This window comes from Actinomadura parmotrematis (genome assembly GCF_019458805.1).
Classification (GTDB): Bacteria; Actinomycetota; Actinomycetes; order Streptosporangiales; family Streptosporangiaceae; genus Spirillospora; species Spirillospora parmotrematis.
Map to the genome: position 1 here is coordinate 59514 of NZ_JAIBOA010000010.1, position 26092 is coordinate 85605.

27 protein-coding genes and 2 tRNA genes are annotated in these 26092 nt (G+C 71.5%); 15 read left to right on the forward strand and 14 right to left on the reverse strand.

Going from position 1 to position 26092, the window contains the following annotated elements:
- The first annotated feature begins 7 nt into the window (after positions 1-7).
- Together K1Y72_RS17040 and K1Y72_RS17045 are read left to right on the forward strand one after the other, a co-directional pair.
- On the forward strand, positions 8-394 hold the full coding sequence (locus K1Y72_RS17040) for a tautomerase family protein (RefSeq protein ID WP_220167331.1): 387 nt from the start codon (positions 8-10) through the stop codon (positions 392-394).
- An 8-nt stretch (positions 395-402) separates the two neighbouring features.
- Entirely contained in the window at positions 403-1083 is a 681-nt protein-coding gene (locus K1Y72_RS17045) for an HAD family hydrolase (RefSeq protein WP_220167332.1), read from the forward strand.
- Here the strand turns inward: K1Y72_RS17045 and K1Y72_RS17050 are convergent.
- Positions 1080-1649: a YceI family protein gene (locus tag K1Y72_RS17050; RefSeq protein WP_220167333.1), complete on the reverse strand. Its 570-nt coding sequence runs from the start codon at positions 1647-1649 to the stop codon at positions 1080-1082. The two genes, K1Y72_RS17045 and K1Y72_RS17050, sit on opposite strands and share 4 nt — an antisense overlap.
- A 142-nt stretch (positions 1650-1791) precedes the next feature.
- On the opposite strand from K1Y72_RS17050, the gene K1Y72_RS17055 reads away from it, so the two are divergent.
- Positions 1792-2208 carry a winged helix-turn-helix transcriptional regulator gene (locus tag K1Y72_RS17055; protein WP_220167334.1) on the forward strand — a complete coding sequence of 139 codons (417 nt, stop codon included), beginning with the start codon at positions 1792-1794 and terminating at the stop codon, positions 2206-2208.
- 43 nt (positions 2209-2251) lie between these two features.
- On the opposite strand, the gene K1Y72_RS17060 is transcribed toward K1Y72_RS17055, so the two are convergent.
- Complete coding sequence (locus K1Y72_RS17060; RefSeq protein WP_220167335.1) at positions 2252-3292, reverse strand: NAD(P)-dependent alcohol dehydrogenase; 1041 nt, start codon at positions 3290-3292, stop codon at positions 2252-2254.
- Positions 3293-3323: 31 nt separating this feature from the next.
- Complete coding sequence (locus K1Y72_RS17065) at positions 3324-4076, reverse strand: SDR family NAD(P)-dependent oxidoreductase (RefSeq protein ID WP_220167336.1); 753 nt, start codon at positions 4074-4076, stop codon at positions 3324-3326.
- Between the two features lie 141 nt (positions 4077-4217).
- Between K1Y72_RS17065 and K1Y72_RS17070 the strand changes: the two genes are divergently transcribed.
- The 3 genes from K1Y72_RS17070 (at position 4218) to K1Y72_RS17080 (ending at position 5254) form a co-directional block, all read left to right on the forward strand.
- Positions 4218-4976 (forward strand): phosphatase PAP2 family protein, encoded by a 759-nt coding sequence (locus K1Y72_RS17070; RefSeq protein ID WP_220167337.1) that lies wholly within the window; start codon positions 4218-4220, stop codon positions 4974-4976.
- Positions 4977-4990: 14 nt separating this feature from the next.
- Positions 4991-5065: transfer RNA gene (locus tag K1Y72_RS17075), tRNA-Pro, on the forward strand.
- Positions 5066-5183: 118 nt separating this feature from the next.
- Positions 5184-5254, forward strand: a tRNA-Gly gene (locus K1Y72_RS17080).
- 56 nt (positions 5255-5310) lie between these two features.
- Here K1Y72_RS17080 and K1Y72_RS17085 read toward each other — a convergent pair.
- From K1Y72_RS17085 to K1Y72_RS17100, 4 genes are all read right to left on the reverse strand, one after another.
- Entirely contained in the window at positions 5311-6477 is a 1167-nt protein-coding gene (locus K1Y72_RS17085) for a tyrosine-type recombinase/integrase (RefSeq protein WP_258572573.1), read from the reverse strand.
- On the reverse strand, positions 6477-6704 hold the full coding sequence (locus K1Y72_RS17090; protein ID WP_220167338.1) for an excisionase family DNA-binding protein: 228 nt from the start codon (positions 6702-6704) through the stop codon (positions 6477-6479). Before K1Y72_RS17090 ends, K1Y72_RS17085 begins: the two co-directional genes overlap by 1 nt.
- Positions 6705-6991: 287 nt before the next feature.
- On the reverse strand, positions 6992-8308 hold the full coding sequence (locus K1Y72_RS17095) for a replication initiator (protein WP_220167339.1): 1317 nt from the start codon (positions 8306-8308) through the stop codon (positions 6992-6994).
- Positions 8309-8400: 92 nt separating this feature from the next.
- A complete protein-coding gene (locus K1Y72_RS17100; protein ID WP_220167340.1) occupies positions 8401-9297 on the reverse strand; it encodes a helix-turn-helix domain-containing protein in 897 nt (298 codons plus the stop codon).
- 383 nt (positions 9298-9680) lie between these two features.
- Here K1Y72_RS17100 and K1Y72_RS17105 point away from each other — a divergent pair, with 383 nt between their 5' ends.
- Positions 9681-10940 (forward strand): NsdA family TPR-like regulatory protein, encoded by a 1260-nt coding sequence (locus K1Y72_RS17105; RefSeq protein WP_220167341.1) that lies wholly within the window; start codon positions 9681-9683, stop codon positions 10938-10940.
- A gap of 740 nt (positions 10941-11680) precedes the next feature.
- Positions 11681-12187, forward strand: a complete 507-nt coding sequence (locus tag K1Y72_RS17110; protein ID WP_220167342.1) for a hypothetical protein — start codon at positions 11681-11683, stop codon at positions 12185-12187.
- 286 nt (positions 12188-12473) lie between these two features.
- Here K1Y72_RS17110 and K1Y72_RS17115 read toward each other — a convergent pair whose 3' ends face one another.
- Complete coding sequence (locus tag K1Y72_RS17115) at positions 12474-12716, reverse strand: hypothetical protein (RefSeq protein WP_220167343.1); 243 nt, start codon at positions 12714-12716, stop codon at positions 12474-12476.
- A gap of 169 nt (positions 12717-12885) precedes the next feature.
- On the opposite strand from K1Y72_RS17115, the gene K1Y72_RS17120 reads away from it, so the two are divergent.
- Both K1Y72_RS17120 and K1Y72_RS17125 read left to right on the forward strand, forming a co-directional pair.
- Entirely contained in the window at positions 12886-13809 is a 924-nt protein-coding gene (locus K1Y72_RS17120) for an aminoglycoside phosphotransferase family protein (protein ID WP_220167344.1), read from the forward strand.
- A 230-nt stretch (positions 13810-14039) separates the two neighbouring features.
- Entirely contained in the window at positions 14040-14615 is a 576-nt protein-coding gene (locus K1Y72_RS17125; protein ID WP_220167345.1) for a DUF4232 domain-containing protein, read from the forward strand.
- A 45-nt stretch (positions 14616-14660) separates the two neighbouring features.
- Here K1Y72_RS17125 and K1Y72_RS17130 read toward each other — a convergent pair whose 3' ends face one another.
- Positions 14661-16292: a thioester domain-containing protein gene (locus tag K1Y72_RS17130; protein ID WP_220167346.1), complete on the reverse strand. Its 1632-nt coding sequence runs from the start codon at positions 16290-16292 to the stop codon at positions 14661-14663.
- Between the two features lie 164 nt (positions 16293-16456).
- Here K1Y72_RS17130 and K1Y72_RS17135 point away from each other — a divergent pair, with 164 nt between their 5' ends.
- Positions 16457-16909, forward strand: coding sequence for a protein-tyrosine phosphatase family protein (locus K1Y72_RS17135; RefSeq protein ID WP_220167347.1), 453 nt, complete (start codon positions 16457-16459; stop codon positions 16907-16909).
- Between the two features lie 41 nt (positions 16910-16950).
- On the opposite strand, the gene K1Y72_RS17140 is transcribed toward K1Y72_RS17135, so the two are convergent.
- Positions 16951-18564, reverse strand: a complete 1614-nt coding sequence (locus K1Y72_RS17140; RefSeq protein WP_220167348.1) for an MFS transporter — start codon at positions 18562-18564, stop codon at positions 16951-16953.
- A 179-nt stretch (positions 18565-18743) separates the two neighbouring features.
- The gene (locus K1Y72_RS17145; protein WP_308287114.1) at positions 18744-19508 is read right to left on the reverse strand and encodes an IclR family transcriptional regulator; all 765 of its coding nucleotides are present in this window, start codon (positions 19506-19508) and stop codon (positions 18744-18746) included.
- Positions 19509-19576: 68 nt separating this feature from the next.
- Between K1Y72_RS17145 and K1Y72_RS17150 the strand changes: the two genes are divergently transcribed.
- Genes K1Y72_RS17150 through K1Y72_RS17165 form a run of 4 tightly spaced genes read left to right on the forward strand, consistent with a single transcriptional unit; the run spans position 19577 to position 23487 of the window.
- Complete coding sequence (locus tag K1Y72_RS17150) at positions 19577-20746, forward strand: cupin domain-containing protein (RefSeq protein WP_220167349.1); 1170 nt, start codon at positions 19577-19579, stop codon at positions 20744-20746.
- On the forward strand, positions 20743-21573 hold the full coding sequence (locus tag K1Y72_RS17155) for a fumarylacetoacetate hydrolase family protein (RefSeq protein ID WP_220167350.1): 831 nt from the start codon (positions 20743-20745) through the stop codon (positions 21571-21573). Before K1Y72_RS17150 ends, K1Y72_RS17155 begins: the two co-directional genes overlap by 4 nt.
- Complete coding sequence (locus K1Y72_RS17160; RefSeq protein WP_220167351.1) at positions 21573-22202, forward strand: maleylpyruvate isomerase family mycothiol-dependent enzyme; 630 nt, start codon at positions 21573-21575, stop codon at positions 22200-22202. The genes K1Y72_RS17155 and K1Y72_RS17160 overlap by 1 nt, the downstream gene beginning before the upstream one ends.
- Before the next feature lie 22 nt (positions 22203-22224).
- Entirely contained in the window at positions 22225-23487 is a 1263-nt protein-coding gene (locus K1Y72_RS17165) for an FAD-dependent oxidoreductase (RefSeq protein ID WP_258572580.1), read from the forward strand.
- A gap of 57 nt (positions 23488-23544) precedes the next feature.
- On the opposite strand, the gene K1Y72_RS17170 is transcribed toward K1Y72_RS17165, so the two are convergent.
- From K1Y72_RS17170 to K1Y72_RS17180, 3 genes are read right to left on the reverse strand one after another with little or no spacing between them, the layout of a single operon-like run.
- Positions 23545-24177: a 3-oxoacid CoA-transferase subunit B gene (locus K1Y72_RS17170; RefSeq protein ID WP_220167352.1), complete on the reverse strand. Its 633-nt coding sequence runs from the start codon at positions 24175-24177 to the stop codon at positions 23545-23547.
- Between the two features lie 2 nt (positions 24178-24179).
- Positions 24180-24875 (reverse strand): 3-oxoacid CoA-transferase subunit A, encoded by a 696-nt coding sequence (locus K1Y72_RS17175; RefSeq protein ID WP_220167353.1) that lies wholly within the window; start codon positions 24873-24875, stop codon positions 24180-24182.
- A complete protein-coding gene (locus tag K1Y72_RS17180; RefSeq protein ID WP_220167354.1) occupies positions 24872-26053 on the reverse strand; it encodes a thiolase family protein in 1182 nt (393 codons plus the stop codon). The genes K1Y72_RS17175 and K1Y72_RS17180 overlap by 4 nt, the downstream gene beginning before the upstream one ends.
- Positions 26054-26092 lie beyond the last annotated feature (39 nt).

The window sequence follows — 26092 nt, forward strand, 5'->3', positions numbered from 1 at the left end:
ATCCGATATGGCACAGATCAAGGTGTACGGGCGGCGGTCGGCGTGGGCGGACCGCCGGGGCGAGCTGTCGGACCTGCTGCACGCCTCGCTGCGCGCCGCCTGGCGGCTGCCGGACGGCAAGCGCTTCCACCGCTTCCTGCTGCTGGACGACGGCGACCTCGTCGCCCCGATGCGCGGCGACCGCTACCTGATCGTGGAGATCCTCTGCTTCACCGGCCGGAGCGACGAAGCCAAGCGCGGCCTCGTCCGCGACCTGTACGCCCGGCTCGTCCCGGCCCTGGCGCTGGACCCCGCCGACCTGGAGATCACCATCGTGGACGTGCCGCCGGTGAACTGGGGCATCCGCGGCGTCCCCGCCGACGAGCTGTCCCTCGACTACCCGGTCGAGCTGTAGGCCCCCGGATGAGCGTGCGGGGCGTGCTGTTCGACCTCGACGGGACGCTGCTCGACCACGCGGCCGCGATGGACGAGGCGGTCACCGCGGGCTTCCCCGACCGCGACCCCGGGCCCCTCGCGGCGCGCTGGACCGAGCTGGCCTGGGAGGCCGACCGCCGCTACCTGGCCGGCGACCTCGACTGGACGGGGCAGCGCCGCTTCCGCGTCACCGCGCTCGCCCGCGAGCTCGGCCTCGGCGACTGGGACGAGGCCCGCGCCGACGCCTGGCTCGCCGGCTACCTCGCCCGCTACGAGGCCGCCTGGCGGGCCTTCCCCGACGTCGGCCCGGCGCTCGCCGCGCTGCGCGGGCGCCGGCTCGGCGTCGTCACCAACGGCGACGGCGTCGGCCAGCGCGCCAAGGTCGAGCGGCTCGGCCTCGGCGCCGTCCTGCCCTACGTGCTGGCCTCGGGCGCGGCCGGGGCCGCAAAGCCGGACCCGCGGATCTTCCGCGCGGCCTGCGCCGGGCTCGGCCTGGCGCCCGGCGAGGTCGCCTACGTCGGCGACCGGCTGGAGGTGGACGCCCGCGGCGCCGCGGCGGCCGGGCTGCACGGCGTCTGGCTCGACCGCGCGGGGGCGGGCGGCGCCGAGGACGTTTCCCGCATCGCGTCCCTGGCGGAGCTGCCCGCGCTGCTCGACGCCGTCGGCTAGTCCTGGAGGGCGGCCTGGATCTCCAGGATGACCTGCACCTTCTGGCCGAGGCCGACGCCGCCGCCGGGCAGCGCCCCGGCGTCGCCCACCCCGTACTCCAGGCGGTCGATCTCGCCGGTCGCGGTGAAGCCGATGCGGGCGCCGCCGCCGTCGGTGCGGGTGAGGTCGGGCCCGAAGCCGCCGAGCTCCAGGTCCAGCGCGACGGGTCGGGTGATCTCGCGGAGCGTCAGCTCGCCGTCCAGCACGAAGTCGTCGCCGTTCCGGCGCAGGCCGGTCGAGCGGTAGGTCATGGCGGGGAACTTCGCCACGTCCAGGAAGTCGGCCGACCGGACGTGCTCGTCGCGCTGGGCGTTGCCGGTGTCGATGGAGGCGAGGTCGACGGTGGCGGTGACGCCGGAGTCCAGCACCTCGGGGGCCGTCACGATGGTGCCCTCGACGGTGCCGAACCGGCCCCGCACCTTGCTGATCATCAGGTGCCGGACGGTGAAGCCGACGGTGGAGTGGACCGGGTCGATGACCCACGTGCCGGCGATGTAGCCGGGGATCTCGACAACACCGGTGGTCATGGTGTCTCCTAGGTGGTTATAGGGAGTAAGCAGGTTCCTTTCGGGAACCGTCTTCATCCTCGGTTTCCACCCGCCGGGGCACAAGAAGGCACTTGGAACTGCGCAGCGCACCCCGGGCTGCGCTGGTCACACGGAGGGAACCATGGGCGAACCGGACGGCGCGCGGACCGGCGACGCGGGCGCCTGCCACGAGCCCGCGGCCGTCCGTGGCCGCGAGATCCTGGCCCGGATCGGCGACAAGTGGTCGCTGGAGGTCATCGCCCTGCTGGGCGACCGCCCGCACCGCTTCTCCGAGCTGCGCCGCGGGATCGACGGCATCAGCCAGCGGATGCTCACCGTCACGCTGCGCGGGCTGGAGCGCGACGGCATCGTCGACCGCACCGTCACGCCCGTGACGCCGCCGCGCGTCGACTACGCCCTCACCGATCTCGGGCGCACCCTGCTCTGCAACGTCGTCTCGCTGTTCGGCTGGGTCGAGGACCACCTCGGCGAGATCGACAAGGCCCGGCTGGAGTTCGACCTGCGCGACGCCGAGGCCCGCGCGCTCCGCGAGGCGTGACGCGCGGGCGGCCGGGCGCGCCGGCCGCCCCTCCGCGCGCGGGTCAGCCGTTCGGCAGGATGACCGCGCGGCCGTTGACCTTGCCGTCGTGCAGCCGCTCGTACGCCTTCGGCGCCTCGTCGATCGAGTAGGTCTCCACGTGCACGTCGATCGCGCCGGCGCGGGCCAGGTCCAGCACCTCCACCAGCTCGGACCGGCTGCCCCAGTAGGGCGCGCGGACCGCGGCGTCGTAGGCGGTGACGCCGAAGCCGACCTTGGCGGCGCCGCCGCCGATGCCGACGATCAGCACGTCGGACTCCACCCCGGCGACCGCGGTCGCCAGGTCCACCGTCGGCTGGACGCCGACGAAGTCGAACACGCCCTGCGCGCCGCGCCCCCCGGTCAGCTCGCGGATCCTCCCGGCGGCCGCGCCGTCGGACAGCAGCGCCTCGTGCGCGCCGACCCGGCGGGCGAGCTCCAGCTTCTCCTCGTTGACGTCCAGCGCGACGACGCGGGCCGGGCTGAGCGCGCGGAGCAGCTGGATGCCGACGTGGCCGAGACCGCCGGTGCCGATGACCACCGCGGTGCTGCCCGGGACGAGCCGGGGCAGCGCCTGCTTGATCGCGTGGTACGGGGTGAGGCCGGCGTCGGTCAGCGGCACCGTCGTCACCGGGTCCAGGCCGTCCAGCGGCACGAGGTGGCGGGCGTTGTCGACGAGCAGGTACTCGGCGATCGCGCCGGGCGCGCCGAGGCCGGGCGGGAAGATCCCCTCCTGCTGCGCGACCAGGCAGTAGTTCTCCTCACCCTGCGCGCACATCACGCAGCGGCCGCAGCCCCACGGCCCGTAGACCGCGACGGACTCGCCGACCTCCACGCCCGTCACGCCGTCGCCGAGCGCCGCGACGGTGCCCGCGCCCTCGTGGCCGAGGGTGAGCGGCAGCGGCATGTACATCTCGTCCTCGCCCCAGCTCATCACCGCGATGTCGGAGTGGCAGACGCCCGCCGCCGTCACCTTCAGCAGGACCTGGCCGGGACCCGGCTCGGGCTCGGGAACGTCCACCACGACGGGCTTCCCGCCGACCTCCTGGTACTGCACTGCCTTCATGTGGTCCCTCCTCAGGGCCTGTTCGTCGCGGTCAGAGGGCGGCGTAGCCGCCGTCGACCAGGTGGTAGGAGCCCTCGATGAACGAGGCGCGGTCCGACAGCAGGAAGGCGATCAGCTCGGCGACCTCCTCGGCGCGGCCGAGGCGCCCCTGCGGGTGCAGGGCGACGAGCGCGGCGCGCGCCTCGTCGTCCATCTGCGCGAGCAGCGGGGTCTCGATGTAGCCGGGGCCGACGGCGTTGACGCGGACGCCCCGCGTCGCGTACTCCAGCGCCGCGGTCTTGGTCAGGCCGACCACGCCGTGCTTGGCGGCCACGTACGGCGCGGCGCCCGGGGCGCCGTTGGTGCCGAGGATCGAGGACACGTTGACGATCGCGCCCCCGCCGGCCTTCACCATCTCGGGCAGCTCGGCGCGCATCGAGTAGAAGACGCCCGACAGGTTCACGCCGATGACCCGCGTCCAGTCCGCGACCCCGGTCTCCCCGACCGGCGCCGCCGGCGACGCGATGCCGGCGTTGTTGACCGCCAGGTGCAGCGCCCCGTAGGCGTCCACGGCGGACCGGACGGCGGCCTCGGCCGACGCGGGGTCGGCGACGTCCATCGCGACCGCCGCGGCGGTGCCGCCCGCGGCCTCCAGCTCCTTGACGGCGAGCTCCGCGCCGTCCAGCGCCAGGTCGGCGACGACGACCTTCGCGCCGCCCGCCGCCAGCCGCTTCGCGACGGCCAGCCCGATCCCGGACGCACCGCCGGTGACCAGCGCGACCCTGCCGTCGAACTCCCCGCTCATACCGCGCCTTCCTCTCGCTCCGGTCTCTCGTCGTCTCAATACCCCACACTACCTCGCATTTGTCCCAACGGGACATTTGTCCCGCCGGGCCAAAAGGACCGCCAAGGACATACAAAGGAGGCCGCCGGGTACCCGCCGGGGATGGCGATCCCCTTCCGTCCCCTCACCCTGCGCCTCGCCCTCGCGAGCACGGCGGTCGCGCTCGCCGCCGTCCCGTTCACCTTCCTGCTGTGGGCGGCCGTCGCGCACTGGGGCCCGATGCACCGCCTGGACGACGACGCCACCCGCGCCCTCAACGGGTACGCGCTGGACCACCGGGCGCTCGTCCGCCCCCTCCAGGCCACCTCGTACGTGTTCCACGCCTGGGTCTTCCGGCTGGCCATCGTCGCGCTCGCCGGCCGGCTGCTGCACCGCGGCGCCAAGCGCCTCGCCCTGTGGGCCGTCACCACGATCACCGTCGCGGGCCTGCTCGGCCTGCTGCTGAAGGTCGTCGTCGACCGCCCGCGCCCGTCCCTGCCGCAGCCCATCGCGCACGCGCCGGGCGGCTCGTTCCCCTCCGGCCACGCGATGACCGCCGCCGTCGGCACCGCGGTGATCGTCCTCATCCTGCTGCCGGTCCTGCGCGGCGCCTGGAAGGCCGCAGCCTGGACGCTGGCGGCGCTCGTCACGGTCGCGTCCGGCCTCTGCCGCGTCGCGCTCGGCGTCCACTACCTGAGCGACGTGCTGGCGGGCTGGATCCTCGGCGCGGCCGTCGTCATCGCGACCGTCGCGGCCTTCGAGACCTGGCGCCGCGCCGAGCACCGCCCGCCGGCCCACCCCGCCGAGGACGGCGTCGAACCCGAGGCGGCCGACCGGATCGCGCCCTCGCACCGCACGACCGGCGCCCCTGGGAACGGCTAGACTGCTGCGGGCCGCGGGCTGTAGCGCAGTTTGGCTAGCGCACCGCCTTTGGGTGGCGGGGGTCGCCGGTTCGAATCCGGCCAGCCCGACGCGGACGCCGAGGGGTCCGGAGCCGGTGGCTCCGGGCCCCTCGCACACCCTCCGACCAGCGCGCACGAACACCCGCGAAACCCTGTACGCTACGGGATGGCGACCGAAAGATCGCGCGCGGGTGTAGCTCAATGGTAGAGCCCCAGTCTTCCAAACTGGCTACGCGGGTTCGATTCCCGTCACCCGCTCTCACTGAGAAGGCCCAGGCAGAGAGCACGTCCTCCGCGCTGGGCCTTTGCTTTCGTCATGAACGTTCCGGCGTCCGTGCCCGCTGCGTGCCCGTTGGCCGTCCGGCGTTCTCATCACTTTCATCACTGGCCCTCGCGGCTTTAAGCGCTTCGCCGAGTGCGGCAGCGATGACCTTGTCCCGGTCATGGCTGGCGTGCTGATAGATCAATGCCGCCCGTGTCGAGCCGTGGCCCATGCGCGTCATCAGTTCCTTGAGGCTGGCACCGGTGGCGGCCGCGATGGTGTTGCCGACATGCCGCAGATCGTGGAAGTGAAGGCCGGGCAGACCGACCTCATCACGCGCCTTGTTCCAGATGCGCCGGAAGCCCGAACGCCGGAGAGGAGCACCACGCGGCCCGACGAACACGCGCCCGTCCGGGCCGGGTTCCGCGAACCCCTCCATGTGCGCTCGCAACTCGGGAATGACCTCGGCAGGAAGCGCGACAACACGGCGGCCCGCTCGCGACTTGGGCGTCCCTTCTACCAACTGTCCCCCGTCGAGTTCAGCCAACGCCCCGACGACCCGCACGACTCCGGCGTCGAGATCCAGCGCGTTCCGCCGGAGAGCGGCCAGCTCACCCCACCGGAGGCTAGCGAAGGTGGCCAGCAGCACGAGAGCCCGATAGCGTTCGGGTAGCGCGGCCTGCAACTCCATCACCTTGCTCAGCGAGATCACCTCGCGCTCTGGAGTATCAGGGGTGCCGGCGCCTTTGATTCGGCACGGGTTTCGCCGGATGATCTGGTCGTCCACGGCCGTGTTCAGGATCGACTTGAGCAGCTGGTACGCCTTCGCCACGGTGGACTGTCCCGTCTGCGAAAGCCGTTCCTTGCGCCAGCGCCGTACGTCGCCTTCTCTGATGTCGCCCAGGTCGTAACCACCGAAGGTCGGCAGCAAGTGGTTGCGAAGGAGACTGCGATACAGCCCTTCCGTTCTGGGCTTGAGAACCCGATCGTTGATCCACTGGTCGGCGAAGACCGCGAACGGCACCTTCCCGGCGTCGGGGTCGAGCCACTCGCCTCTCTTGATCTCAGCTTCCTTGAGCACGAGCCATTGCTCAGCATCTCGCTTGGTCGCGAACGTGTGCGGCGCCGGACGGTCGATGTTGTCCGGCCCGAGGTAGCGCGCTTGGAAGCGGCCCGAGGGCAACTCACGGATACGGCCGAACCGCCGACGTGTACCCATCAGGCCGCTCCATGCCTGACGCGACCACGTACGGTTAGCGGCTCGACAACGCCGCTCGCGATGAACTCGCGCACGGCCGATTCAGGGATGCGGACCTTGCGGCCGATGCGAACGAAGGTGATCCGGCGTTCTTCAATCAGGCGCCGGGGGAACCGTTCGGTGGTGTTGAGCAGTTCGGCGACCTCGGCCACGGTGAGCAGCCGATCCCGCCGGGGATCGATGGTCATTCGTCTTCCTCCGTGCTGATGCGATCACGTGCTTTCCGATCACTAGGGACGAGCCGCGTCCGTGCTCGTCCGGTCTGCCGTGGTAGTCCGCGTATTCGCGGCGGCTGTGACGCAGATGGGGTTTCGCCGTTGCGGCGAAGCTGGTCATGCGACCTGTAGGTCTGTGGCCGTCATGGCTTCCGTGCCGAGTTCTTCGCGTCCGGCTTGGTGTCGTCGGCGAGCTTGGTCGGCGGCTGTGTTGGCCAGGAGGGCATCTGCGGTGGTGCGCCATCCGGTTCCGGCATAGGTCAACCGGCCGATGACGAGCGTGGTTTCATCGTCAGACCGTCTTTACACCGGATCGCTTCGACTTCCGGCGACGGTGTCTGTGTCCGGCGATGGATGATTCGGGCGTCTCGCAGGACTTGGAAGGTGACCGAGTAGCGGCGGGCCTTGGTGAGGAAATGACCGCCGAAACCGAGCATGTGAGCCCAGCGACGGAGCCCTTCCCAGCCGGGTACCTCGCCGAGCTGCCAGGCAGCCGCGATGAGCCGCTCAGTGTGGGTACCGGTCGGGTCGGCGTACAGGCCGATGGTGGCCGCGTCCAAGCGGCGTGAGGTGTGTCCGGTGATCTCAGTGCTCTTGGTGGCGTACTTGGCCAAGTATCCAGCCACCATGGCGTCAGTGAGGGGATCGGCACCCGTCATGGTGATGACACGAACATCGGTCTGTTCGCCCCAGTAGATCGGCCAGCCGGAGGGTCGATCCGGGTGGTGGTCGGTGAGGAAGCCGATGTTCTCTGCCGCTTGGTGGACCGCCTGATCGATGTCGGCCGCAGTGATGCCCGTTGGCGGAACGATGAGCGCGGCCGGGTCGCCGGGGTCAATGCCGTCCACGCGGAGCAGGATGTGGAAGTGGACCGCGCCGCGTGCCTGAAACTCGGCGACCTTCCCGTGAGAGACACGTACCGGGGCGAGATCACGCGAGCGGGCGGACCGGTTCAGGTGACGCTCAATGGCCTGTTTGGTACGGCGCCACAGCTCCCCAGCTTGGTTGTTCCACACCACGTGCGCGGCGTGGTCATAGCAGTCCGAACAGAGCGGTTGGCCGAGTTGTTCAGCCTCACGTTCGTGCCGGGCGAAGCAGGTCAGCGTGTTGCCATGCGGGCAGGTACCTGCACTTGCGGACCGACGAGCGCGGCACGGCTCAGGGCGGCATGAGCAGCGGCGGCGGTCGGTGCAGGTGTGGGTTCGGATGTGGCGGGTGTGGACCGGCCCGAAGGAGGGCGCGGTGAAGGTGGCGAAGACCGCAGGATGGCGGGCCACGTGGGCGGGAACGGTCTTGCCGCCGATGAGGCCAGAACGGATGAGCTGGAAGGCATCACGGCGGTAGGTCTCGGCGCACGAGGGGCAGACGGCCGAACGCCGGTTCCCGCACGCCTTGTAGATCACCCCGTCCGGCAAGGCCGTCGTGGGAGTCGAACCCAGTACTTCGCCGGTGCGGGCGTTGATGCGGGTGATCTCGCCGAACAGCCGGATGGGGTGGGTGCATCCGGCGGCGGACCACACGTGATCCAGCCAGCCGAAGTAGTCGGCCCCTGCGCGTGCCAATGCTGCGACGATCAACGGGGACGACCCACGGACAGAGGTGGCTGTAGGCATGGGCCGGGCGGCCCCGGACCGCTGTGGGGCCGGGACCGCCGGGCGCTGGATGAAGGTCACCGCGACGCGCGGGCCTTGGTGTCCGGCCGGGCGCCGAACAGGATGTGGTGAGGAATACCGAAGGCCCTGCTGTACAGCTCGGCGTACAGGTCGCGGGGCCGGTGGTCAGCGGCTTCGTAGCTACGGACGTAGCGCTGCAGCGTCTCCAGCTCGGGGAGGCGCCGGCGCAGGTGTGGAGCGGCGGCTTCACGGAGCTTGGCCGCCATCTCCTTCTGACTCCACATGCGTTGACGGCGTTCGTGCCGCAGGCGGTGCGCCATGGTGGGCGTGTCGGCGGGAGTGAAGGGCGCGTCAGGCGTGCCCTCATCGACGGATGCGGGGACGTCCCTGAAGGTGGGGAACTTGCCGCACAGGAGCGCGAACCGCATTTGGGTGTCGCGCGAGCAGGAGGCCAGCGCGGCGTCAAGGACGCGTTGGCACTGCAAGGACAGCGGGGTGTCGGGGTGGGTCTCCCACTGGGAGACCAGTTCGGGGGTGATAAGGCGGAAGCCCAGGTCGGTGGACCCGAAGGCGTGGCGGTAGATGGGCTTGTATCGCTCGGGGAAGCGTCGCCTGCCGTTCTCGAAGTAGGAGACGTAGGCGAGCAGGGTCTTGGAGTCGTAGGGCAAGACGGTGTCGTGGCCGAGTTCGGTGGCCGCGCGGCGAAGGTGGTTGACGAGCTGGCTCTGTGACCAGCCTTTGGACAGGCGGGCCTGCCTCAGCAGGGTCGCTTGGACGTCCGTGTCAGTGGAATCGGTGGCGGGCACGATGTCAATGTGGTCCGCGAAGCCCTCGATGGAGAGCCGCAGCGCGGTGCGCAGAGCAGCGGCGTTGGACCCGGTCCAGACGTCCACGATCGCGATGTGTGCTCGCAGGGTGGCGTCGGCCAGTTCCTTGATGATCTGCTCACGCATGTACGGATGCGTCAACGCGTCCGGTGAGTCGTGCCCGATGCCCGGGCGCACGCCGTGACCGGAGTCAGGCAGTGCCGTAGTCTGGACAAGCATCTCCAGTGACCTTTCGCGAGGTGGATGATGCGTCCGGCCTCAGCGGGTGCCAGCCCGCTGGGGCCTTTCTTAGGACGAGAGTACAAACTCAGTTTGTACTCAGCAATGGCTCCCTTCGTGATCTGGTTACGCTGCATGTGGCAGGCGCCACGGTTACAAGGTCGGGCCGCCGACCCCTGTCGAACAGAGTGTCGAGGGGTGATGATGGATGACGATGAGGCGTCATCCCCTCACGTCACCTCTGTCGATAGCCCCAGACTGAAGCTCAACAGCTACGGAAAGGAGTGCTCATGGACGACGACCGCCCTGTGTGGGCAAAACGGATCACCGCCGAGCGCGAGGCGCGCAAGTGGAACAAGCCGCAGTTCATCGAGGCACTCCGTGCGCACTCCGACACTCCGCTTCCCGGCAAGGCGTCTCTCCTCCGACGCGTCCACTCGTGGGAGAGCGGAGAGTCCCGCCCAGACGACTTCTACCGGCCGCTCATCGCTAAGACATTCGGGACGGTCACGGCCGCGATCTGGCCTGTTGCTGGCAGCAGGGAAAGCGATGCCGAGCTAGTAGCCGGCGCCGGGATGGACACGTTGGAAATCCTCACCCGACTCCGGTCCTCCTCGGTCGATGCAGCGGTGATCGAGGGTCTCCGCATCACGGTGAACCGTCTGTGCAGCGAGTACCCGCACATGCCCGCCGAGCAGCTCCTTCTTGAAGGACGCGCCTGGCTACGACGAATCACCACGATGCTCGATCGACACCTATCGCTCGCCCACCATCGCGAGCTGCTTTCCCTCGCCGGATGGCTGGCGGCCCTCGTGGGATGCGTCGAGTACGACGCGACCAACCGTCCAGCAGCAGAAGCCACCCGGCAGGCGGCCCTCAGCCTCGGCGAGGACTCAGGCGACACCGAGATCATCGGTTGGGCACAGGAGATGCGCGCCTGGTTCTCCATCACGCGGGGCGACTATCGGGGAGTTCTCGCCGCAGCCGAAGCCGGGCACGCAGCTGCGCCCCACTCACGCGCAGCCGTCCAGCTCTACGCCCAGATGGCCAAAGCATGGGCACGCATCGGAGACCGCCGCCAAGTCGAAGTAGCCCTTGATCAGGGTCGAGCGCTGCTGGAGCAACTCCCCTATCCCGACAACCTTGACCACCACTTCGCCGTTGACCCGGCCAAGTGGGACTTCTACTCCATGGACTGCTACCGGATCCTCGGTCACGGCCAGGACGCGGCTTCCACCGAGAACAAGCTCGCTGAGAGCTACGCCCAGAACGTCATCCAAACGGGAACGGATGCGGCCGGAGTGGAGCGCTCGCCGATGCGGAACGCCGAAGCCCGCGTCACACTCGGCGTGATCGCTGTGCGAGAGGGAGAGCTAGAGAAGGCCGTCGAGTTCGGAGAACGCGCGCTACAGGGCCAACGCCAATCCCTTCCGAGCCTCGCCATGGTGTCCCGCGAGCTGGGAACAGCCATCACCGAGCACTACGGGAGCGACTCCTCTGCAAGCGAATACCTCCACCACCTGCGCCAGTTGCAGAGCAGCGCTCGCTAGCTACTCGCCCACGTCATCCCGTTGCGGCCTACCGCCAACGCCGGGGCGTGGTCGTGCCTCATGCCATTGAACGATGGTGTCCGGCTTCCACATGTGGGTCCGGCCCACCGTCAGGTCTGGCGGAGGCATCTGCCCTCGCCCTCGATAAGCGCTAACCGTGGAGACAGCAAGACCGAGGTACGCCGCGACTTCTGACGTCGTCCACCACTCGGCGGATGCGTCAGGTCTCGGCTTCTCGGCATCGCTCACGCCGCCATCCTCTCGCACGCAGACCGCCGCAGGCACCCCTGACAGACCACCCTGCATTGCGATCGCTGTGAGAACTTTCTGTACGTCTTCAAGGCGGCCCGAGAGCCGGGCCGCACGCGCCGCCGACTCGGCGCCTGGCCCTCCGCCTCTGCTGGAGCGCCGGCTACGGGACCAGGCCGACGCCGGTCGGCTGGCGCGAAGAGCCGAACCGGAAGCCGCGGGGCCGCCGGTGACGGCAGCGCACTCACGGGGCCGGGCCGGTCACCCGGGTGCCGCTGTCCGGTTCCCGCCATGCGCGGGGACCCCGCGCGGGGCCTCACGACGGGCCAGTGCGGGCAGGCAGGTGCCGCCCGTCCGCCGCCAAGGCTACGAGGCCCCGCCCCCACGCAAGTCCGGAACCAGCCAGCTTAGCCAGTACACAAAGATATTGTTTACCAATATTCGATTTCCCTAGAGGGTAATATGGTGGGTCGATACGTATGATAAACCTCATGAACCTGACAGAGAACGAGGTGCGCCTTTTGATCGCAGCCATCCCGGCACTTGGTTCAGTATTTGTGAGCTACATTGCCATTCGATCAAATCGAACAACATCCCGAGACGCTCTTTCTCATCAAGAACGAGTAACCCAAGAAGAACGACTATGGAATAAACGTGCCGACATCTATATTGAATTGCTGGAGTTTGTCGAAAAAATAAATACTTCCGATTACATTCGTAAAGAAGGTGAATATACGACATTTAGGGCTAATGAAGATTTTAAAAAGCGCCTACAAAAAATCGAATCAAAGATAAATGCATTCGCTTCGCAAAGAATTTTGGACATATGGTTTAACGTACACGAGAATCGCAGAGTTTCCGCTTTCCTTGATTCCTCGCCCGAGTTTACCACGCCCGATGACAGGAAAGTCTTCGACAATCAACTAGCGTCGTTCAAAAAATCACTTAACGATCGGATAAGAGAGGAATTGGGAAGCACTAACAGAGACGTCGCTTAAGATTTACACCATTCTTTCTATTTATGAGGCTGTCCTTTATTGACAACCGTGCCCGCCACGTGCCCGTATGTGTGGCCAATGGGAGGGAGTAACAGATAGTCGCGGAGACCGACCCAGTACGACAGTCTGCAATGCAGGCAGTCAGCGGATTCCAACCCGTTGACTTCCAAACTGGCTACGCGGGTTCGATTCCCGTCACCCGCTCTCTCGTTTCCTAGGCCAGGCCCCGATCGGCCTTCACCGACACCTCGCGCTCCGCTGATCGATGCCGAGCGGCCTCCGAAGATCAGCGGTGATGGCGCGGTAGCTCGTTCCCGCCGTTGCCCGCCGCGAGCGCGGGCTCGCCGCCGCTCGCGAGGCGTTCGCGTCCGAGGGCGTCGCGGTCCCGCTGGACGAGATCGCGCGCCGGGCCGGCGTCTACGCGGGCGCCGGCTGGCTGGGCGGCGACCCCGCCGACCGCCGGCGCCTGCTGACGGTGGTCGGCGACGGACTGCGCCCACGACCGGAAGAGGGCCGGCACACCCGGCATGTCGCCGCCTGCCCGTCCAGGCGGACGGCCGAGGCGAGCGGAGCCGGAAGGCCGGACATGATCGTTTCGGGTACGGTCGAGGTGGGCGTTGACGTGTGCGACGCTCGGGATCCGCCACGGTCTCCTTTGCCGATCGCGCCGAACCCGGGCCGACGAGAGAGGCCGTTCCGTGCCCGAGCCGATCTGCATCGACGTTCCGGAGGCGTTCGCCGCGTCCTATGGCGCGCACGGTGCCGAGGAACGGGCCTGGATCGCCGGGTTGCCCAGGCTGGGCGGCGAGTTCTTGGCCCGCTGGGACCTGCGGCCCGACGGCCCGGCCGCCTACGGCATGGCCTCGCTGGTCCTGCCGGTGCTGCGGGCTGATGGGACCCCGGCCGCGCTGAAGCTCCAGCAGCTCCGGGAGGAGACCGCCGGCGCCGCCATCGCCCTGCGGGCGTGGAACGGCAACGGGATCGTGCGTCTGCTCGATCATGACGCGGACAGCGCCACGCAGTTGCTGGAGCGGCTGGACGCGGGCCGGCCACTGTCCTCGGTCGCCGGGGACACGGCCTTGCAGGTTCTGGCGGAGCTGATGGCGCGGCTGACCTCGGTGCCCGCGCCGGAGGGGTTGCGGCGGCTGTCCGATATCGCTTCGGCCATGCTCGACCAGGTCGAGCGGGCTGTGCCGGCCCTTCGCGATCCTGCCGAGCAGCGGCTCGTGCGCATCTGCGCGGCCGCCGTGGCCGAACTGGTCGGCGAATCCCGCGCCTGCCTGCTGCACTGGGACCTGCACTACGACAACGTCCTCGCCGGAGAACGGGAACCCTGGCTGGCGATCGATCCCGAACCGCTGTCCGGCGACCCCGGCTTCGAGCTGCTGCCCGCCCTGGACAACCGGTGGGACGAGGTGGAGGCCACCGGTGACCCGGCCCGCGCGGTGCTGCGTCGCTTCGACCTGCTGGCAGAGGTCCTCGACTTGGACCGCAAGCGGGCGACGGGCTGGACGTTCGGCCGCGTCCTGCAGAACGCCCTGTGGGACATCGAGGACGGCAGGATGGAGCTGGATCCCGTCCAGGTCGCCATCGCCACCGCCCTGCTGCGCCACCGCTGGTGACACTCTTCCGGCGGGCAACAGAGATCCAGTTCGAGGAGATCCTCCGCGCCTACCCCGACGCCTGAACGGGCCGGCCGGCCATTCGTCGAGGAGCTCCGTCGCGGTCAGGTCGAGCTGCTGGTGCCCGTGGCCCGGCGCCGGGTTCGTCCGGGTCCGGGAATCTGGGGGTTCGCTGCAAGATGGCTGAAGATCTTGTGATCCGTTCGGGCGGGAGGTGCGTCCAAGATCGCGTGAAGCTGAATGTGATGGGGGGCGCGGCCCTCGGGGTCGTGCTGGTGGCGGCGCTCACGGGGTGCCGCGCGGATGCGGGGACGTCTTCGGGCGGCGCGGGTGCGCCGGTGGAGGCGCGGGAGTCGCCGGGGAGCACCCAGCAGCGGGCGGCCGGTGCGGAGCGGTGCACGGCGGACGTGCTGCGGGCGCGGCTGGGCGGGCTCGATCAGGCGGCCGGGGCGGCCTCGTCGGCCGTGGTGGTCGTCAACGTGGGGGCGGCGAGCTGCTACGTGAGGGGCTATCCCGGGGTCGCGTTCGCCGATGCGGACGGCGGGCTGATGCTGGGCAGCAGCGAGCGCGTCGGCGGTCCCGCGACGAGGGTGACGCTGCGGCCCGGCGCGAGCGCGTGGGCCGGGATCGACTGGACGGCGCCGCGCACCCCGGCGGAGGCGGCGTACGTGCACGCGCCGCGGCTGCTGACGGTGATCCCGCCCGACGACACGGTGAAGCTCAAGGTGCCTTGGACGTTCGGCACCCCCGGCGACAGGGGCCATATCCGTATCCAGCCGTTCCGCGCCGGCACCGGCCCGTCCTGATCGGTGGGGCGGCGTCCGTTCGGGCGCCGCCCCCTTACGCGTGGGCTACTTCACGGGGCCGGGGACGCGGGTGTAGACGTCGGTCAGCCGCACCTCGCGGGTGGTGCCCTTGAGGACGGTGACGGTGGCGGGCCGGATGCGGACGCGGTCGAGGTGGACCTTGCGGTTCTCGCCCCGGTCCGGCTCGGTGACGGTGCAGGCGGTCCCGGCGGGCAGGCCGGTGATCTCGGCGACCGGGTGGGTGCCGCGCGGGCTCCCGGCGGCGAGGTGGAAGCGGCGGTTGACGCCGGCGCAGCGGAGTTCGACGGTGATGCGGCCCTGGTGGCCCGCGCCGGTGCCGCGGATCGTCTTGGTGATGCGGACGCCGCCGGTCGCGCGGTCGTAGGTGTCGGTGACCGCGACCTTGACGGTGTCGTCGGTCGGGATGGTGACCTGGGCGGGCTCGATGACGGCGGCGCGCGGCGCGACGCGGCCGTTCTCGCCGTCGGCGGGTTCGGTGACGGCGCAGGTGCTGCCGGCGACGATTCCGGTGACGCTCAGGGTGCGGTGGCCGGAACGCGCGCCGGCGCGGAGCGTGCGGGTGTAGCGAGTGACGTGGCGGTCCGGGTCGGTGCAGGCGATCTGGAGGGTGATGGCGCCCTGCAGCCCCGCGCCGCTGCCCTGGACGTTCTTGTCGATGTTCAGGGTGCCCGCGTCGTAGCGGGTGATGAGGGCGCCGGCGCGTTCGGTGAGCCTCTCCTTTTCGGCCAGGATCAGCTTCTGCGCCTTCTCCAGGCCGGGGTTGCCGCCGTCGTAGAGGTAGACGGCGCTCGCGGCGACGTCGACGGTCCGTTCGAGGACGAAGCCCTGGGTGGCGCCGGGCCCGTCGCTGCTCACCCACAGCTTGGCGCCGGGCTGGACGACGTCGCCGGGGGCGAGGCGGCGGCGGCCGGCGGCGTCCGCGTAGACGGTGACGTTCTGGGGCGTGAGGGTGGCCGGGCCGTTGCCGGTGACGGTGAAGGGGCCGACGACGCCGCCGGTCGACGGCGCCCGCATGGTGGCCGGCGTGACCGAGAGCTGGGGCGTGACCGGCTCCTTGGCGGGGCCGTTCTTCAGGGCGTCCGCCACGATCGCCGAGACGGCGGCGTAGCGGGGGTCGTCGGGCGCCAGGACGAGCTTGTCGGTGAGGAACCAGATGGCGAGCTGGACGGCCGCCGCGCGGGAGGCGTCGTCGGGGGCCGACGACGGCTCGCCGGTGCCCGGGAAGTAGTGCTGGAGGATGTAGCCGACGTAGCCGTTGTTCGGGACGTTGGCCTGGTTCCAGGTGCCGAGTTCGTAGTTCACGCCGAACGTCGTCGTGGTGTGCAGGTCGATGCAGTAGACGAGGGCGGTCCCGCCCGTCCCCTGGTCGGTGATCTGGATGGTCCCGGCGTAGACGCCGCCGTGGCCGGTGGAGCCGGCGGGCAGGGCGGCCGGGTAGCCGGCGCGGGGGTCCAGGGAGGCGGGGGCGTCGTAGGCGGTGGTGACGGTCTGCCCGGAGCCGAGCCCGGTGAGCTGGGCGTCGGTGAAGAACCCGGCGCGCCGCGCCGAGGCCGCTCCGGGTTCGACGTCCGCCCGTGCGGCGGGCTGGACGCAGGTGAGCGCCAGCATCACCGCCGACAGCACCGCGAACGGACGCAGCGCGCTTCTGCTCTTCATGCCCGGTCTCCCCCGATGGCCTCGTGTCGTGAAGGGGAAGGACGGCCGGGAAGTGGCCGCTCCGTCACCCGCGGGCTTATTTCCCGCTAGGTTCATCTGTCCAACAGGGAAGGGGTTTCCTTTAGCCTCCGGAGCGAAATTCATGATCATCGAGTGGAGGCGTGGTGGACGAGCGGGACGGCGCACCGCTGCCGGGCGGCCTGCTCCTTCCGGACGGGGCCTGGGTGCGGGGGCGGGGGCTGAACCGGCCCTGGCCGGAGGGTCCCGAGCCCGAGTTCGGGCTCTACCTGGGGGCCGGGCGGTTCGTGCGGCGGCATGAGGGCGCGCTGCGGTGGCCGCATGTGTGGCTGGAGTGGCCGGACTTCCGGGTGCCCCGGGACCGGGACGAGGCCGTCCGGCAGATCCGCGGCCTGCACGAGCGGGCTTTGGACGGCGCGGCCGTGGAGGTCGCCTGCGGGGGCGGGATCGGGCGGACGGGGACGGTGATCGCCTGCCTGGCCGTCCTCGGCGGGGTCGCTCCCAAGGACGCTGTCGGCTGGGCGCGGGAGCACTACCGGCCGCGGGCCGTGGAGACGCCGTGGCAGCGGCGGTGGGTCCGGGAGTTCCCGGCGGGGTGAGCGGGAGCGGGCCCCGCCCGGACGGGCGGGGCCCGCGGCGGTCAGGCGGCGACCAGGTCGCCGGTGTCGTCGACCTCGGCCGTGGCCTCGTCGCGGCCGAACAGGCCGACGAGGGTGAGGGCGCCCGCGGCGGCGGCGCAGATTCCGGCGACGAGGAAGGCGGTGTTGTAGGCGCTGCCGAGCGCGTCGAAGGCCAGCGCGTGGAGCTGCTGCGGCATCGGGACGGGCTGGGGGGACGGGCCCGCGCCCGGCACGACGGGCATCGAGTTGAGGGCCATGGCGCCGCCCTCGTGGGCGATGCCGCCGGCGACGTCGGAGTAGGGGTGCGCGAGGCCGGACGCGCCGAGGGCCGCGCCGAGGCCGGCGTGCACGGTGTCGTTGGCCCGGCCGATCGCCAGGGCGGCGATGAGGACGGGGCCGAGGGCGAAGCCGAAGTCGCGGAGCAGGTTCGTGGTGGCGCTCGCCATGCCGGCGAGGCGGACCGGGACGGTGTTGATCGCGACGGCGGTGATGGAGCCGACGGTCAGCGCGAAGCCGGCGCCGAGGGCGAGCATCGGCGGGATGAAGCGGGTCCAGCTCATGTCGGCGACGTCGAAGGTCGAGCACCAGAGGCCGGCGACGGCCATGAGGGCGAACCCGGCGGACAGCACCCAGCGGGGCGACACGGTGCGGATGAGGCGGGACACGACCGGCACGAGCAGGAAGGCCGGGCCCTGGATGAACAGGAACAGGACGCCGATGCGCAGCGCGCTCTGGTGCTGGACGGCGCCGAGCCAGATGCTCATCGAGTAGCAGATCGCCAGGAAGGCGAACATGCCGACGACGGTGGCGGCCGCGACGACGGCGTAGGCGCGGTTGGCGAACAGGTGCAGGTTCAGCAGGGGCACGCCGGTGCGCAGCTCGATCGCGACGAAGGCGGCGAGCAGGACGATCCCGGCGGCGAACGCGCCGATGATCTCGGGGCGGGCGAAGCCGCTCTCCGAGCCCTGGGTGGCGGCGAACAGCAGCGCGACGAGGCCGAGGGCGAGGGTGAGCTGGCCGGGGACGTCGAGCCGGCGGCCCTCGGGGGCCTTGGAGTCGGTCGCCCGGAAGGTGAGCACGAAGGAGAGCACGGCGGCGGCGATGACGACGGCGTAGGCGCCGCGCCAGCTGCCGTTCTCGGCGAAGGCGCCGCCGAGCAGCGGGGAGATCGCGGCGCCGATGGACAGGAAGCCCGCCCAGAGCGCGATGGACCGCGCCCGGCCCTCCTCGTCGGTGGCGACGGCGGCGATCAGCGCCAGCGAGATCGGGTAGAGGATCGCGGCGCCGAGGCCGGCGACGACCTGGCCGGCCCACATCACCTCGACGCTGCGAGCGAGGCAGCAGACCAGCGCGCCGGCGACGGTGAGGGCCGCGCCGGCCTGGAGCAGCCGCTTGCGGCCGAACAGGTCGCCGATCACGCCGGTGGTCAGTTCCAGCACCACCATCGGGATGGCGAACGCCGCGGTGATCCAGGTGAGCTGCGACCCGGTGGTCGAGAACTCCTGCTGGAAGGTTCCGTTCAGGGCGCCGGGCAGCGAGTACGCCACCTGGGCCAGCAGCACCGCGGAACAGCCGGCGATCACCGTTGGGGTGTAGCCCGGCGCACGCGCGCCGGACAACGGCCTCTGGGCCATGTTGGGACTCCTTGTTCTTCCGGGGCGCGGTCCCGTGCTCACAGGCGCGCGGCCGGAGCAAGGTCCTGTGAGCGGGATCACCCCCTGTTGCCGAGCACGGTGTCACATTGATTTACATGACGTCAAGAGTCCGGCTCATACGTATGCCGATCGGGTGTCGTGCCAGGTGGGAGGCCGGTTCAGCCCGCGAGGTCGCGCTCCAGCGCCTCGGCGGTCGCCCGCAGCGTGGCGACGAGCGACGGCAGCCGCTCCTTCTCGTAGCGGGCGCTCGGCATCGACACCGACAGGCCGGCCGCGACCTCCCCGTCCGGGGTGTGGACGCGGACGCCGATCGCGACGACGCCCCGCTCCGAGCGGCCCTGGTTGACCGCGAAGCCGTTGCGGCGCACCCGCGCGAGGTCCGCCCGCAGCGCGTCCAGGTCGGGGCCGTCGTCGGGACGGTCGGCGCCGGCGGCGTAGAGCGCGTCCAGCCGGTCGGGCGGCAGTTCGGCGAGCAGCAGCAGCCCGGCGGTGGTGCGGTGCGCGGGGAAGACCATCCCCTCGCGCGACCCGACGCGCAGGACCTGCCGCGACTCGACGCTGGCGATGAAGCGGACGGTCGCGCCGGTGCGGACGGTGAGGTTGGCCGACTCCCCGACCAGCTCGACCAGCCGGTGCAGGTGCGGCAGCGCGGCGGCGCGCAGCCGCGCTGCGGCGGACTGGGAGTGGGCGGCGAGCTCCAGGACGGGGCCGACGCGGTAGGCGCGGCCCTCGTCGCGGACGGCGAAGTCGCGGTAGACGAGCATCGCGAGCAGCCGGTGCGCGGTGGAGTTGGCGACGCCGAGCCGCCGCGCGACCTCGGTGACGGTGAGCGGACCCTCCAGTTGCAGCATCGTCGCGATGCGCAGGGCGTTGTCGACGCTGGCGATCGCGTACGGCGGCGGCACTTTGAACGGCTTGTCCACCGGGGTCACCGATTCTGCAGAGAAGAATTTCCTGTTCCGCACAGCGTACAAGCAGCACGATGGCGGCCATGACCAGTACACCCGTCGAGGCGCGCGCGGGGTCGCCGGTGGACTCCCCCGTGACGCTGCGCGCCACCGCCGCGCCCGGCCAGCCGGACGTCACCCCCGAGCTGGAGGAGCTCTACCGCGGCTTCGAGGCGGAGCTGCTCGTCCCGCTGTGGACCGAGATCGGCGACCTCATGCCGGCGCACCCGCGCTCGCGCGCCCTGCCCCACCGCTGGACGTGGGAGCGGCTGGTCCGCCTCGCCGAGGGCGCCGGGCGGCTCGTCCCGGTCGGCCGCGGCGGCGAGCGCCGCGCGATCGCGCTCGCCAACCCGGGCCTCGGCGGCCGCCCGTTCGCGACGCCGACGCTGTGGGCGGCGATCCAGTACCTGATGCCCGGCGAGGACGCCCCCGAGCACCGCCACACCCAGCACGCCTTCCGCTTCGTCGTGGAGGGCTCGGGCGTGTGGACGGTCGTCGGCGGCGACCCGGTGCCGATGAACCGGGGCGACTTCCTGCCGCAGGCGGGCTGGAACTGGCACGCCCACCACAACGCCACCGACCGGCCGATGGCGTGGATCGACGGGCTCGACATCCCGTTCCAGTACCTGGCCGAGGCGCAGTTCTTCGAGTTCGGCCGCGACGGGATCTCGGGCGCCGAGCGCATCACGCCCGAGCGGTCGCGGTCCGAGCGGCTCTGGGGCCACCCGGGCCTCAGCCCCGTCGGCGCCCGGCACACCGCCCCGGGCTCGCCGCTGCTCTCCTACAAGTGGGAGTACACCGACCGCGCCCTCGCCGACCAGCTCGCGCTGGAGCGGGAGGGCCACGCCGCGACGGTGGAGCCGGGCCACGCCGCCGTCCGGTTCAGCAACCCCGTGGACGGCGCCGACGTGCTGCCGACGCTGCGCGCGGAGTTCCACCGCGTCGCGCGGGGCGCCGAGACGGCCCCGGTCCGCGAGACCGGTTCGAGCGTCTTCCAGGTCTTCGACGGCTCCGGCACGGTGACGGTCGGCGACCGCACCTGGACGGTGGCGCGCGGGGACCTGTTCGTCGTCCCGTCCTGGGAGCCGTTCTCCGCCCGGTCCGAGGCCGGCGCGTCCGACTCCGACTCCGGCGCCCTCGACCTGTTCCGCTTCTCCGACGCGCCCGTCTTCGAGGCGCTGAGGCTCCACCGAACCACCAAGGACTCCCGATGAAGCTCGCCACGATCCGCACCGGCGAGGGCACGCGCGCCGTCCGCCTCGACGGCGGCCGCCTCGTCGACCTCGGCTACCCCGACCTCGGCGCCCTGCTCGCCGAGCCGGACTGGCGCGAGAAGGCCGCCGCCGAGGGCACGACGACCTACGACGCCGAGGGCGCCGACTTCGCGCCGGTCGTGCCGGACCCGTCCAAGGTGATCTGCGTCGGGCACAACTACTCCAACCACATCAAGGAGATGGGGCGGGAGCTGCCGTCCTACCCGACGCTGTTCCCCAAGTACGCCGACACCCTCGCGGGCGCGCGCGACGCCATCGTCAAGCCCGCCGAGACGGGCGCGCTGGACTGGGAGGTGGAGCTCGTCGTCGTGATCGGCAAGGAGGTCCGCCGCGCGGACGGCGCCGGGGCCGAGGCCGCGATCGCGGGCTTCACCGTCATGAACGACGTGTCGGTCCGCGACTGGCAGTTCCGCACGGTCGAGTGGACGCAGGGCAAGATCTGGGACTCCTCGACGCCGGTCGGCCCCTACCTGGTCACCCCCGACGAGGTCGGCGGCGCCCGCCCCGCCCTCAAGGTCACGACCACCGTCGACGGGCAGGTCATGCAGTCCGACGACACCGGCACGCTGCTGTTCGACCCGGTCTTCCTGGTCGAGTACATCTCCACGATCATCACGCTGCGGCCCGGCGACCTCATCGCCACCGGCACCCCGGCCGGCGTCGGCCACGCCCGCGACCCGAAGGTCTACCTGACCGGCGGCGAGACCGTCGTGACCGAGGTCGAGGGCGTCGGCGCCTGCACCAACCTGATCGTCGGGGACGCCTGATGGCCCGCACGCTCGCGGACGCCCTCGGCTGGGCCGAGGAGGGCACCCGGGGCTTCCTGGACGCGGCCGCCGGCCTCACCGAGCAGGACTACGACGCCCCGTCGCTGCTCCCCGGCTGGACCCGCCGGCACCTCGTCGGGCACGTCGCGGCGAACGCCGACGCGCTCGGCAACCTGGTGCGCTGGGCCGCGACCGGCGAGCCGACGCCGATGTACGCCTCGCCGGAGGAGCGGGCGGCCGGGATCGAGCGCGGCGCGCGCCTGAGCGCCGCCGAGCTCGCCGCCTGGCTGGAGCGCTCCGCCGCGACGCTGCGGGCCGGCATGGACGGGCTGTCCGAAGAGCGGTGGCGGGCGGAGGTGCTCACCGCGCAGGGCCGGGCGGTGCCCGCCGCCGAGATCCCCTGGATGCGGTCGCGGGAGATCTTCATCCACGCCGTCGACCTGGACCGCGGGGTGACGTTCGCCGACCTGCCGCCCGCCTTCCTGGACGCCCTGGTCGCCGACATCGCCGCCAAGCGGGGCCTGGACGCCGCCAAGCTGCCGCCCGGCCCGCGCGCCGAGGTGGCCGCCTGGCTCGCCGGGCGTCCGCACACCCTGACGGACGCGCCCGCCCTCGGCCCCTGGCTCTGAACGCGTGCGGAGAGAAGAGAGCATGAGCGACCCTGATGTGATCGTCGTCGGCGGCGGGATCGGCGGGCTCGGCGCGGCGTACGCGCTGGCCCGCCGGGGCCTCGCGGTCCGCCTGCTGGAGAAGGCGTCCGCCTTCGGCGAGGTCGGCGCCGGCATCCAGCTCGCCCCCAACTGCACCCGCATCCTCGACGACTACGGCCTGCTGGACGAGGCGCGGGCCCGCGGCGTCGTCCCCGACGCGATGATCATGCGGGACGCCGTCGACGGCGCCGAGCTGACCCGCTTGGACCTGCGCGACCTGGAGCGCCGCTACGGCTTCCCCTACCTGGTCATCCACCGCAGCGACCTGCACGCCATGCTGCTGCGGGCCTGCGAGCGCGCCGGCGTCGAGCTGCTGACCTCGCGGCGGGTCGTGGGCTACGCCGGTACCGAGGACGGCGCCCGCGTGACGCTCGCGGACGGCCGCACCGAGCAGGCGCGCGTCGTCATCGCCGCCGACGGCCTGCACTCGGTGGCGCGCGGGCTGGTGGTGGACGACGCGCCGGTCTCCTCCGCCTACGTCGCCTACCGCGGCACGACGCCGACCGCGTCCGGGCGGGCCGCGACGGTCGACCTCAGCGAGGTCGTCGTCTACGTCGGGCCCGGCTGCCACCTCGTCCACTACGGGCTGCGCGGCGGCGAGCTGCTGAACCAGGTCGCGGTGTTCGAGTCGCCGAAGGCGCTCGCCGGCGACGCCGATTGGGGCACGCCCGACGAGCTGGACGCGGCGTTCGAGGGGACCTGCGACTTCGTGCGCGGCGGCCTGCCCGACATGTGGCGCGACAAGTGGTGGCGGATGTACGACCGCGACCCGGTCATGACGTGGGTGAGCGGGAGCGTCGCGCTGCTCGGCGACGCCGCCCATCCCCCGCTGCAGTACATCGCGCAGGGCGCGATCATGGCGATCGAGGACGGCTGGGTGCTCGGCGAGCACGTCGCCCGGCGCACCGCCGCCGACGGGTCGGTGGACTGGCCCGCCGTCCTCGCCGCCTACCAGGCCGTGCGGCCCGAGCACTGCCGCCGCGTGCTCGCCACCTCGCGCGCCTGGGGCGAGCTGTGGCACCTGGACGGGCTGCCCCGGCGGCAGCGCAACGTCCTGCTGCGCGAGCGCGACACCTACGACTACGCGTTCGTGGACTGGCTCTACGGGCCGACCGCGCTGGACCCCGCCGACGAGCCGCCGATGTTCGCGCCCGTGCCGCTGGCGTCCGCGCGCACGGACGCGCTCGCCGAGTCCCGCAGCTGACTCCCGGAAGCGGGCGAGGACCCGGAGCCACGGTCGGCTCCGGGTCCTCGTCGTATATCAGGCGGCCTCGACGGGGACGGGCAGCCGCTCGCGGAGCTCGTCCAGCGTGACGCCGAAGGTCTCCCGCACGGCCGCGCCGTCCGGGCCGACGTCGATGACGGCGACGTCGGTGTAGACGCGGCTGACGCACCCGACGCCGGTCAGCGGGTAGGTACATGCGGGGACCAGCTTGGAGCGGCCCCGCTTGTCGAACAGCGTCATCATCACGAAGACCTGCTTGGCGCCGATCGCCAGGTCCATCGCGCCGCCGACGGCGGGGATCGCGTCGGGCTCGCCGGTGTGCCAGTTCGCGAGGTCGCCCGCCGCCGAGACCTGGAACGCGCCGAGCACGCAGACGTCCAGGTGGCCGCCGCGCATCATCGCGAACGAGTCGGCGTGGTGGAAGTAGGACGCGCCGGGCAGCTCGGTCACCGGGACCTTGCCGGCGTTGGTGAGGTCGGGGTCGACGGCGCCGCCGGTCGCGGCGGGGCCCATGTTGAGCATGCCGTTCTCGGTGTGCAGCACGATGCCCGACCCGTCCGGCAGGTGGTCGGCGACCTTGGTGGGGCGGCCGATGCCGAGGTTGACGTAGGAGCCGGCCGGGATGTCGCGGGCGACGACCGCCGCGAGCTCGTCGGTACTGAGGGACATGGTCAGCGCGCTCCCTGGACGGTGTAGTGCCGCTCCTCGGCGCGCACGACGCGGTCGACGTAGATGCCGGGCGTGACGACCGCCTCGGGGTCCAGGCCGCCGGCCGGGACGACCGCGCCGACCTGGACGATCGTGGTGGTCGCGGCCGCCGCCATGACGGGGCCGAAGTTGCGGGCGGTCTTGCGGTAGACGAGGTTGCCGAGCGCGTCGGCGCGGTGCGCGGCGATCAGCGCGACGTCGCCCTTGATCGGGTACTCCAGCACGTGGACGCGCCCGTCGATCGTGCGGGTCTCCTTGCCCTCGGCGAGGGGGGTGCCGACGCCGGTCGGGCAGTAGAACGCGCCGATGCCGGCGCCCGCGGCGCGCATCCGCTCGGCCAGGTTGCCCTGCGGCACGACCTCCAGGTCGATCTTCCCGGCGCGGTAGAGGCCGTCGAAGACGTGGGAGTCGCTCTGCCGGGGGAAGGAGCAGACGACCTTGCGCACCCGTCCCGCCTTGAGCAGCGCGGCGAGCCCGACGTCGCCGTTGCCGGCGTTGTTGGACACGATGGTGAGACCGGTCGCGCCCTGCCGGATCAGCCCGTCGATGAGGTCGAACGGCATCCCGGCGAAGCCGAAGCCGCCGACGAGGACGGTGCTGCCGTCCTCGATGCCGGCGACCGCCTCGTCGACCGTGTCGAGGACCCGCGCGCGGCTCATGCCGCCGCCTCGACGTTCTCCAGGACGACGGCGAGGCCCTGGCCGACGCCGATGCAGATCGCGGCGACGCCCCAGCGCTCGCCGCGCTCGCGCAGCACCTTGGCGAGCGTGCCGAGGACGCGGGCGCCGCTCGCGCCGAGCGGGTGGCCGAGCGCGATGGCGCCGCCCCGGGTGTTGACGATCTCGGGGTCGACGCCCCAGGCGTCCACGCAGGCGAGCGACTGGACGGCGAACGCCTCGTTCAGCTCGACGGCGCCGACGGCGTCCCAGCCGATCCCGGCTCGTGCGAGGGCGCGGTTCGCGGCCTCGACGGGCGCGTAGCCGAAGTCCTGCGGGTCGAGCGCGAACGCGCCGCGCCCGGCGATGCGGGCGAGCGGCTGCAGGCCGGTGCGGTCGGCGGCGGCCGCCGAGCCGATCAGCAGCGCGGACGCGCCGTCGCTGAGCGGGGAGGCGTTCCCGGCGGTGATCGTGCCGTCGGGGCGGAAGCTCGGCTTGAGGGCCGCGAGCTTGTCCAGGGACGAGTCGGCGCGGATGCCCTCGTCGCGGGCCAGGCCCTCGGTCGGGACGACCAGGTCGTCGTAGAAGCCGGCGTCCCAGGCGGCGGCGGCCAGCTTGTGGGAGCGCAGCGCGAACGCGTCCTGGCGCTCGCGGGAGATGCCGTGCTTCTCCTGGAGCCGCTCGTTGGCCTCGCCGAGCGAGACCGTCCACTCCTCCGGCATGCGCGGGTTGACCAGGCGCCAGCCGAGCGTGGTGGAGACGGCGGTGAGGTCGCCGGCGGGGAAGCCCTTGGCGGGCTTCGGCAGCACCCAGGGGGCGCGGGTCATCGACTCGACGCCGCCCGCGAGGACGACGTCGGCGTCGCCGGTCTCGACCGCGCGGGAGGCGATCATCGCGGCGTCCAGGCTGGAGCCGCAGAGCCGGTTGACGGTCGTGCCCGGCACGCTCGTCGGCAGCCCGGCGAGCAGCGCGGCCATCCGGCCGACGTTGCGGTTCTCCTCGCCCGCGCCGTTGGCGTTGCCCCAGACGACCTCGTCGACCGCGGCGCGGTCCAGGCCGGGCGCCCGCTCCAGCAGCGCGGCGATCACGCCGGCCGCCAGGTCGTCGGGCCGCACGCCCGCGAGGGCGCCGTTGAAGCGCCCGAACGGCGTCCGGACGGCGGAGTACAGGTAGGAGGTCATGGCTCCGAGGCTAGGCGACCCTGCTTGATATAGTGAAGT

Bases quoted from the DNA above. Each gene is read 5' to 3' on its own strand.
- K1Y72_RS17040 (WP_220167331.1), top strand. From the start codon at position 8: ATGGCACAGATCAAGGTGTACGGGCGGCGGTCGGCGTGGGCGGACCGC.
- K1Y72_RS17045 (WP_220167332.1), top strand. From the start codon at position 403: ATGAGCGTGCGGGGCGTGCTGTTCGACCTCGACGGGACGCTGCTCGAC.
- K1Y72_RS17050 (WP_220167333.1), bottom strand. From the start codon at position 1,649: ATGACCACCGGTGTTGTCGAGATCCCCGGCTACATCGCCGGCACGTGG.
- K1Y72_RS17055 (WP_220167334.1), top strand. From the start codon at position 1,792: ATGGGCGAACCGGACGGCGCGCGGACCGGCGACGCGGGCGCCTGCCAC.
- K1Y72_RS17060 (WP_220167335.1), bottom strand. From the start codon at position 3,292: ATGAAGGCAGTGCAGTACCAGGAGGTCGGCGGGAAGCCCGTCGTGGTG.
- K1Y72_RS17065 (WP_220167336.1), bottom strand. From the start codon at position 4,076: ATGAGCGGGGAGTTCGACGGCAGGGTCGCGCTGGTCACCGGCGGTGCG.
- K1Y72_RS17070 (WP_220167337.1), top strand. From the start codon at position 4,218: ATGGCGATCCCCTTCCGTCCCCTCACCCTGCGCCTCGCCCTCGCGAGC.
- K1Y72_RS17085 (WP_258572573.1), bottom strand. From the start codon at position 6,477: ATGGGTACACGTCGGCGGTTCGGCCGTATCCGTGAGTTGCCCTCGGGC.
- K1Y72_RS17090 (WP_220167338.1), bottom strand. From the start codon at position 6,704: ATGACCATCGATCCCCGGCGGGATCGGCTGCTCACCGTGGCCGAGGTC.
- K1Y72_RS17100 (WP_220167340.1), bottom strand. From the start codon at position 9,297: ATGCGTGAGCAGATCATCAAGGAACTGGCCGACGCCACCCTGCGAGCA.
- K1Y72_RS17105 (WP_220167341.1), top strand. From the start codon at position 9,681: ATGGACGACGACCGCCCTGTGTGGGCAAAACGGATCACCGCCGAGCGC.
- K1Y72_RS17110 (WP_220167342.1), top strand. From the start codon at position 11,681: ATGAACCTGACAGAGAACGAGGTGCGCCTTTTGATCGCAGCCATCCCG.
- K1Y72_RS17115 (WP_220167343.1), bottom strand. From the start codon at position 12,716: ATGCCGGGTGTGCCGGCCCTCTTCCGGTCGTGGGCGCAGTCCGTCGCC.
- K1Y72_RS17130 (WP_220167346.1), bottom strand. From the start codon at position 16,292: ATGAAGAGCAGAAGCGCGCTGCGTCCGTTCGCGGTGCTGTCGGCGGTG.
- K1Y72_RS17140 (WP_220167348.1), bottom strand. From the start codon at position 18,564: ATGGCCCAGAGGCCGTTGTCCGGCGCGCGTGCGCCGGGCTACACCCCA.
- K1Y72_RS17150 (WP_220167349.1), top strand. From the start codon at position 19,577: ATGACCAGTACACCCGTCGAGGCGCGCGCGGGGTCGCCGGTGGACTCC.
- K1Y72_RS17155 (WP_220167350.1), top strand. From the start codon at position 20,743: ATGAAGCTCGCCACGATCCGCACCGGCGAGGGCACGCGCGCCGTCCGC.
- K1Y72_RS17160 (WP_220167351.1), top strand. From the start codon at position 21,573: ATGGCCCGCACGCTCGCGGACGCCCTCGGCTGGGCCGAGGAGGGCACC.
- K1Y72_RS17165 (WP_258572580.1), top strand. From the start codon at position 22,225: ATGAGCGACCCTGATGTGATCGTCGTCGGCGGCGGGATCGGCGGGCTC.
- K1Y72_RS17170 (WP_220167352.1), bottom strand. From the start codon at position 24,177: ATGTCCCTCAGTACCGACGAGCTCGCGGCGGTCGTCGCCCGCGACATC.
- K1Y72_RS17175 (WP_220167353.1), bottom strand. From the start codon at position 24,875: ATGAGCCGCGCGCGGGTCCTCGACACGGTCGACGAGGCGGTCGCCGGC.
- K1Y72_RS17180 (WP_220167354.1), bottom strand. From the start codon at position 26,053: ATGACCTCCTACCTGTACTCCGCCGTCCGGACGCCGTTCGGGCGCTTC.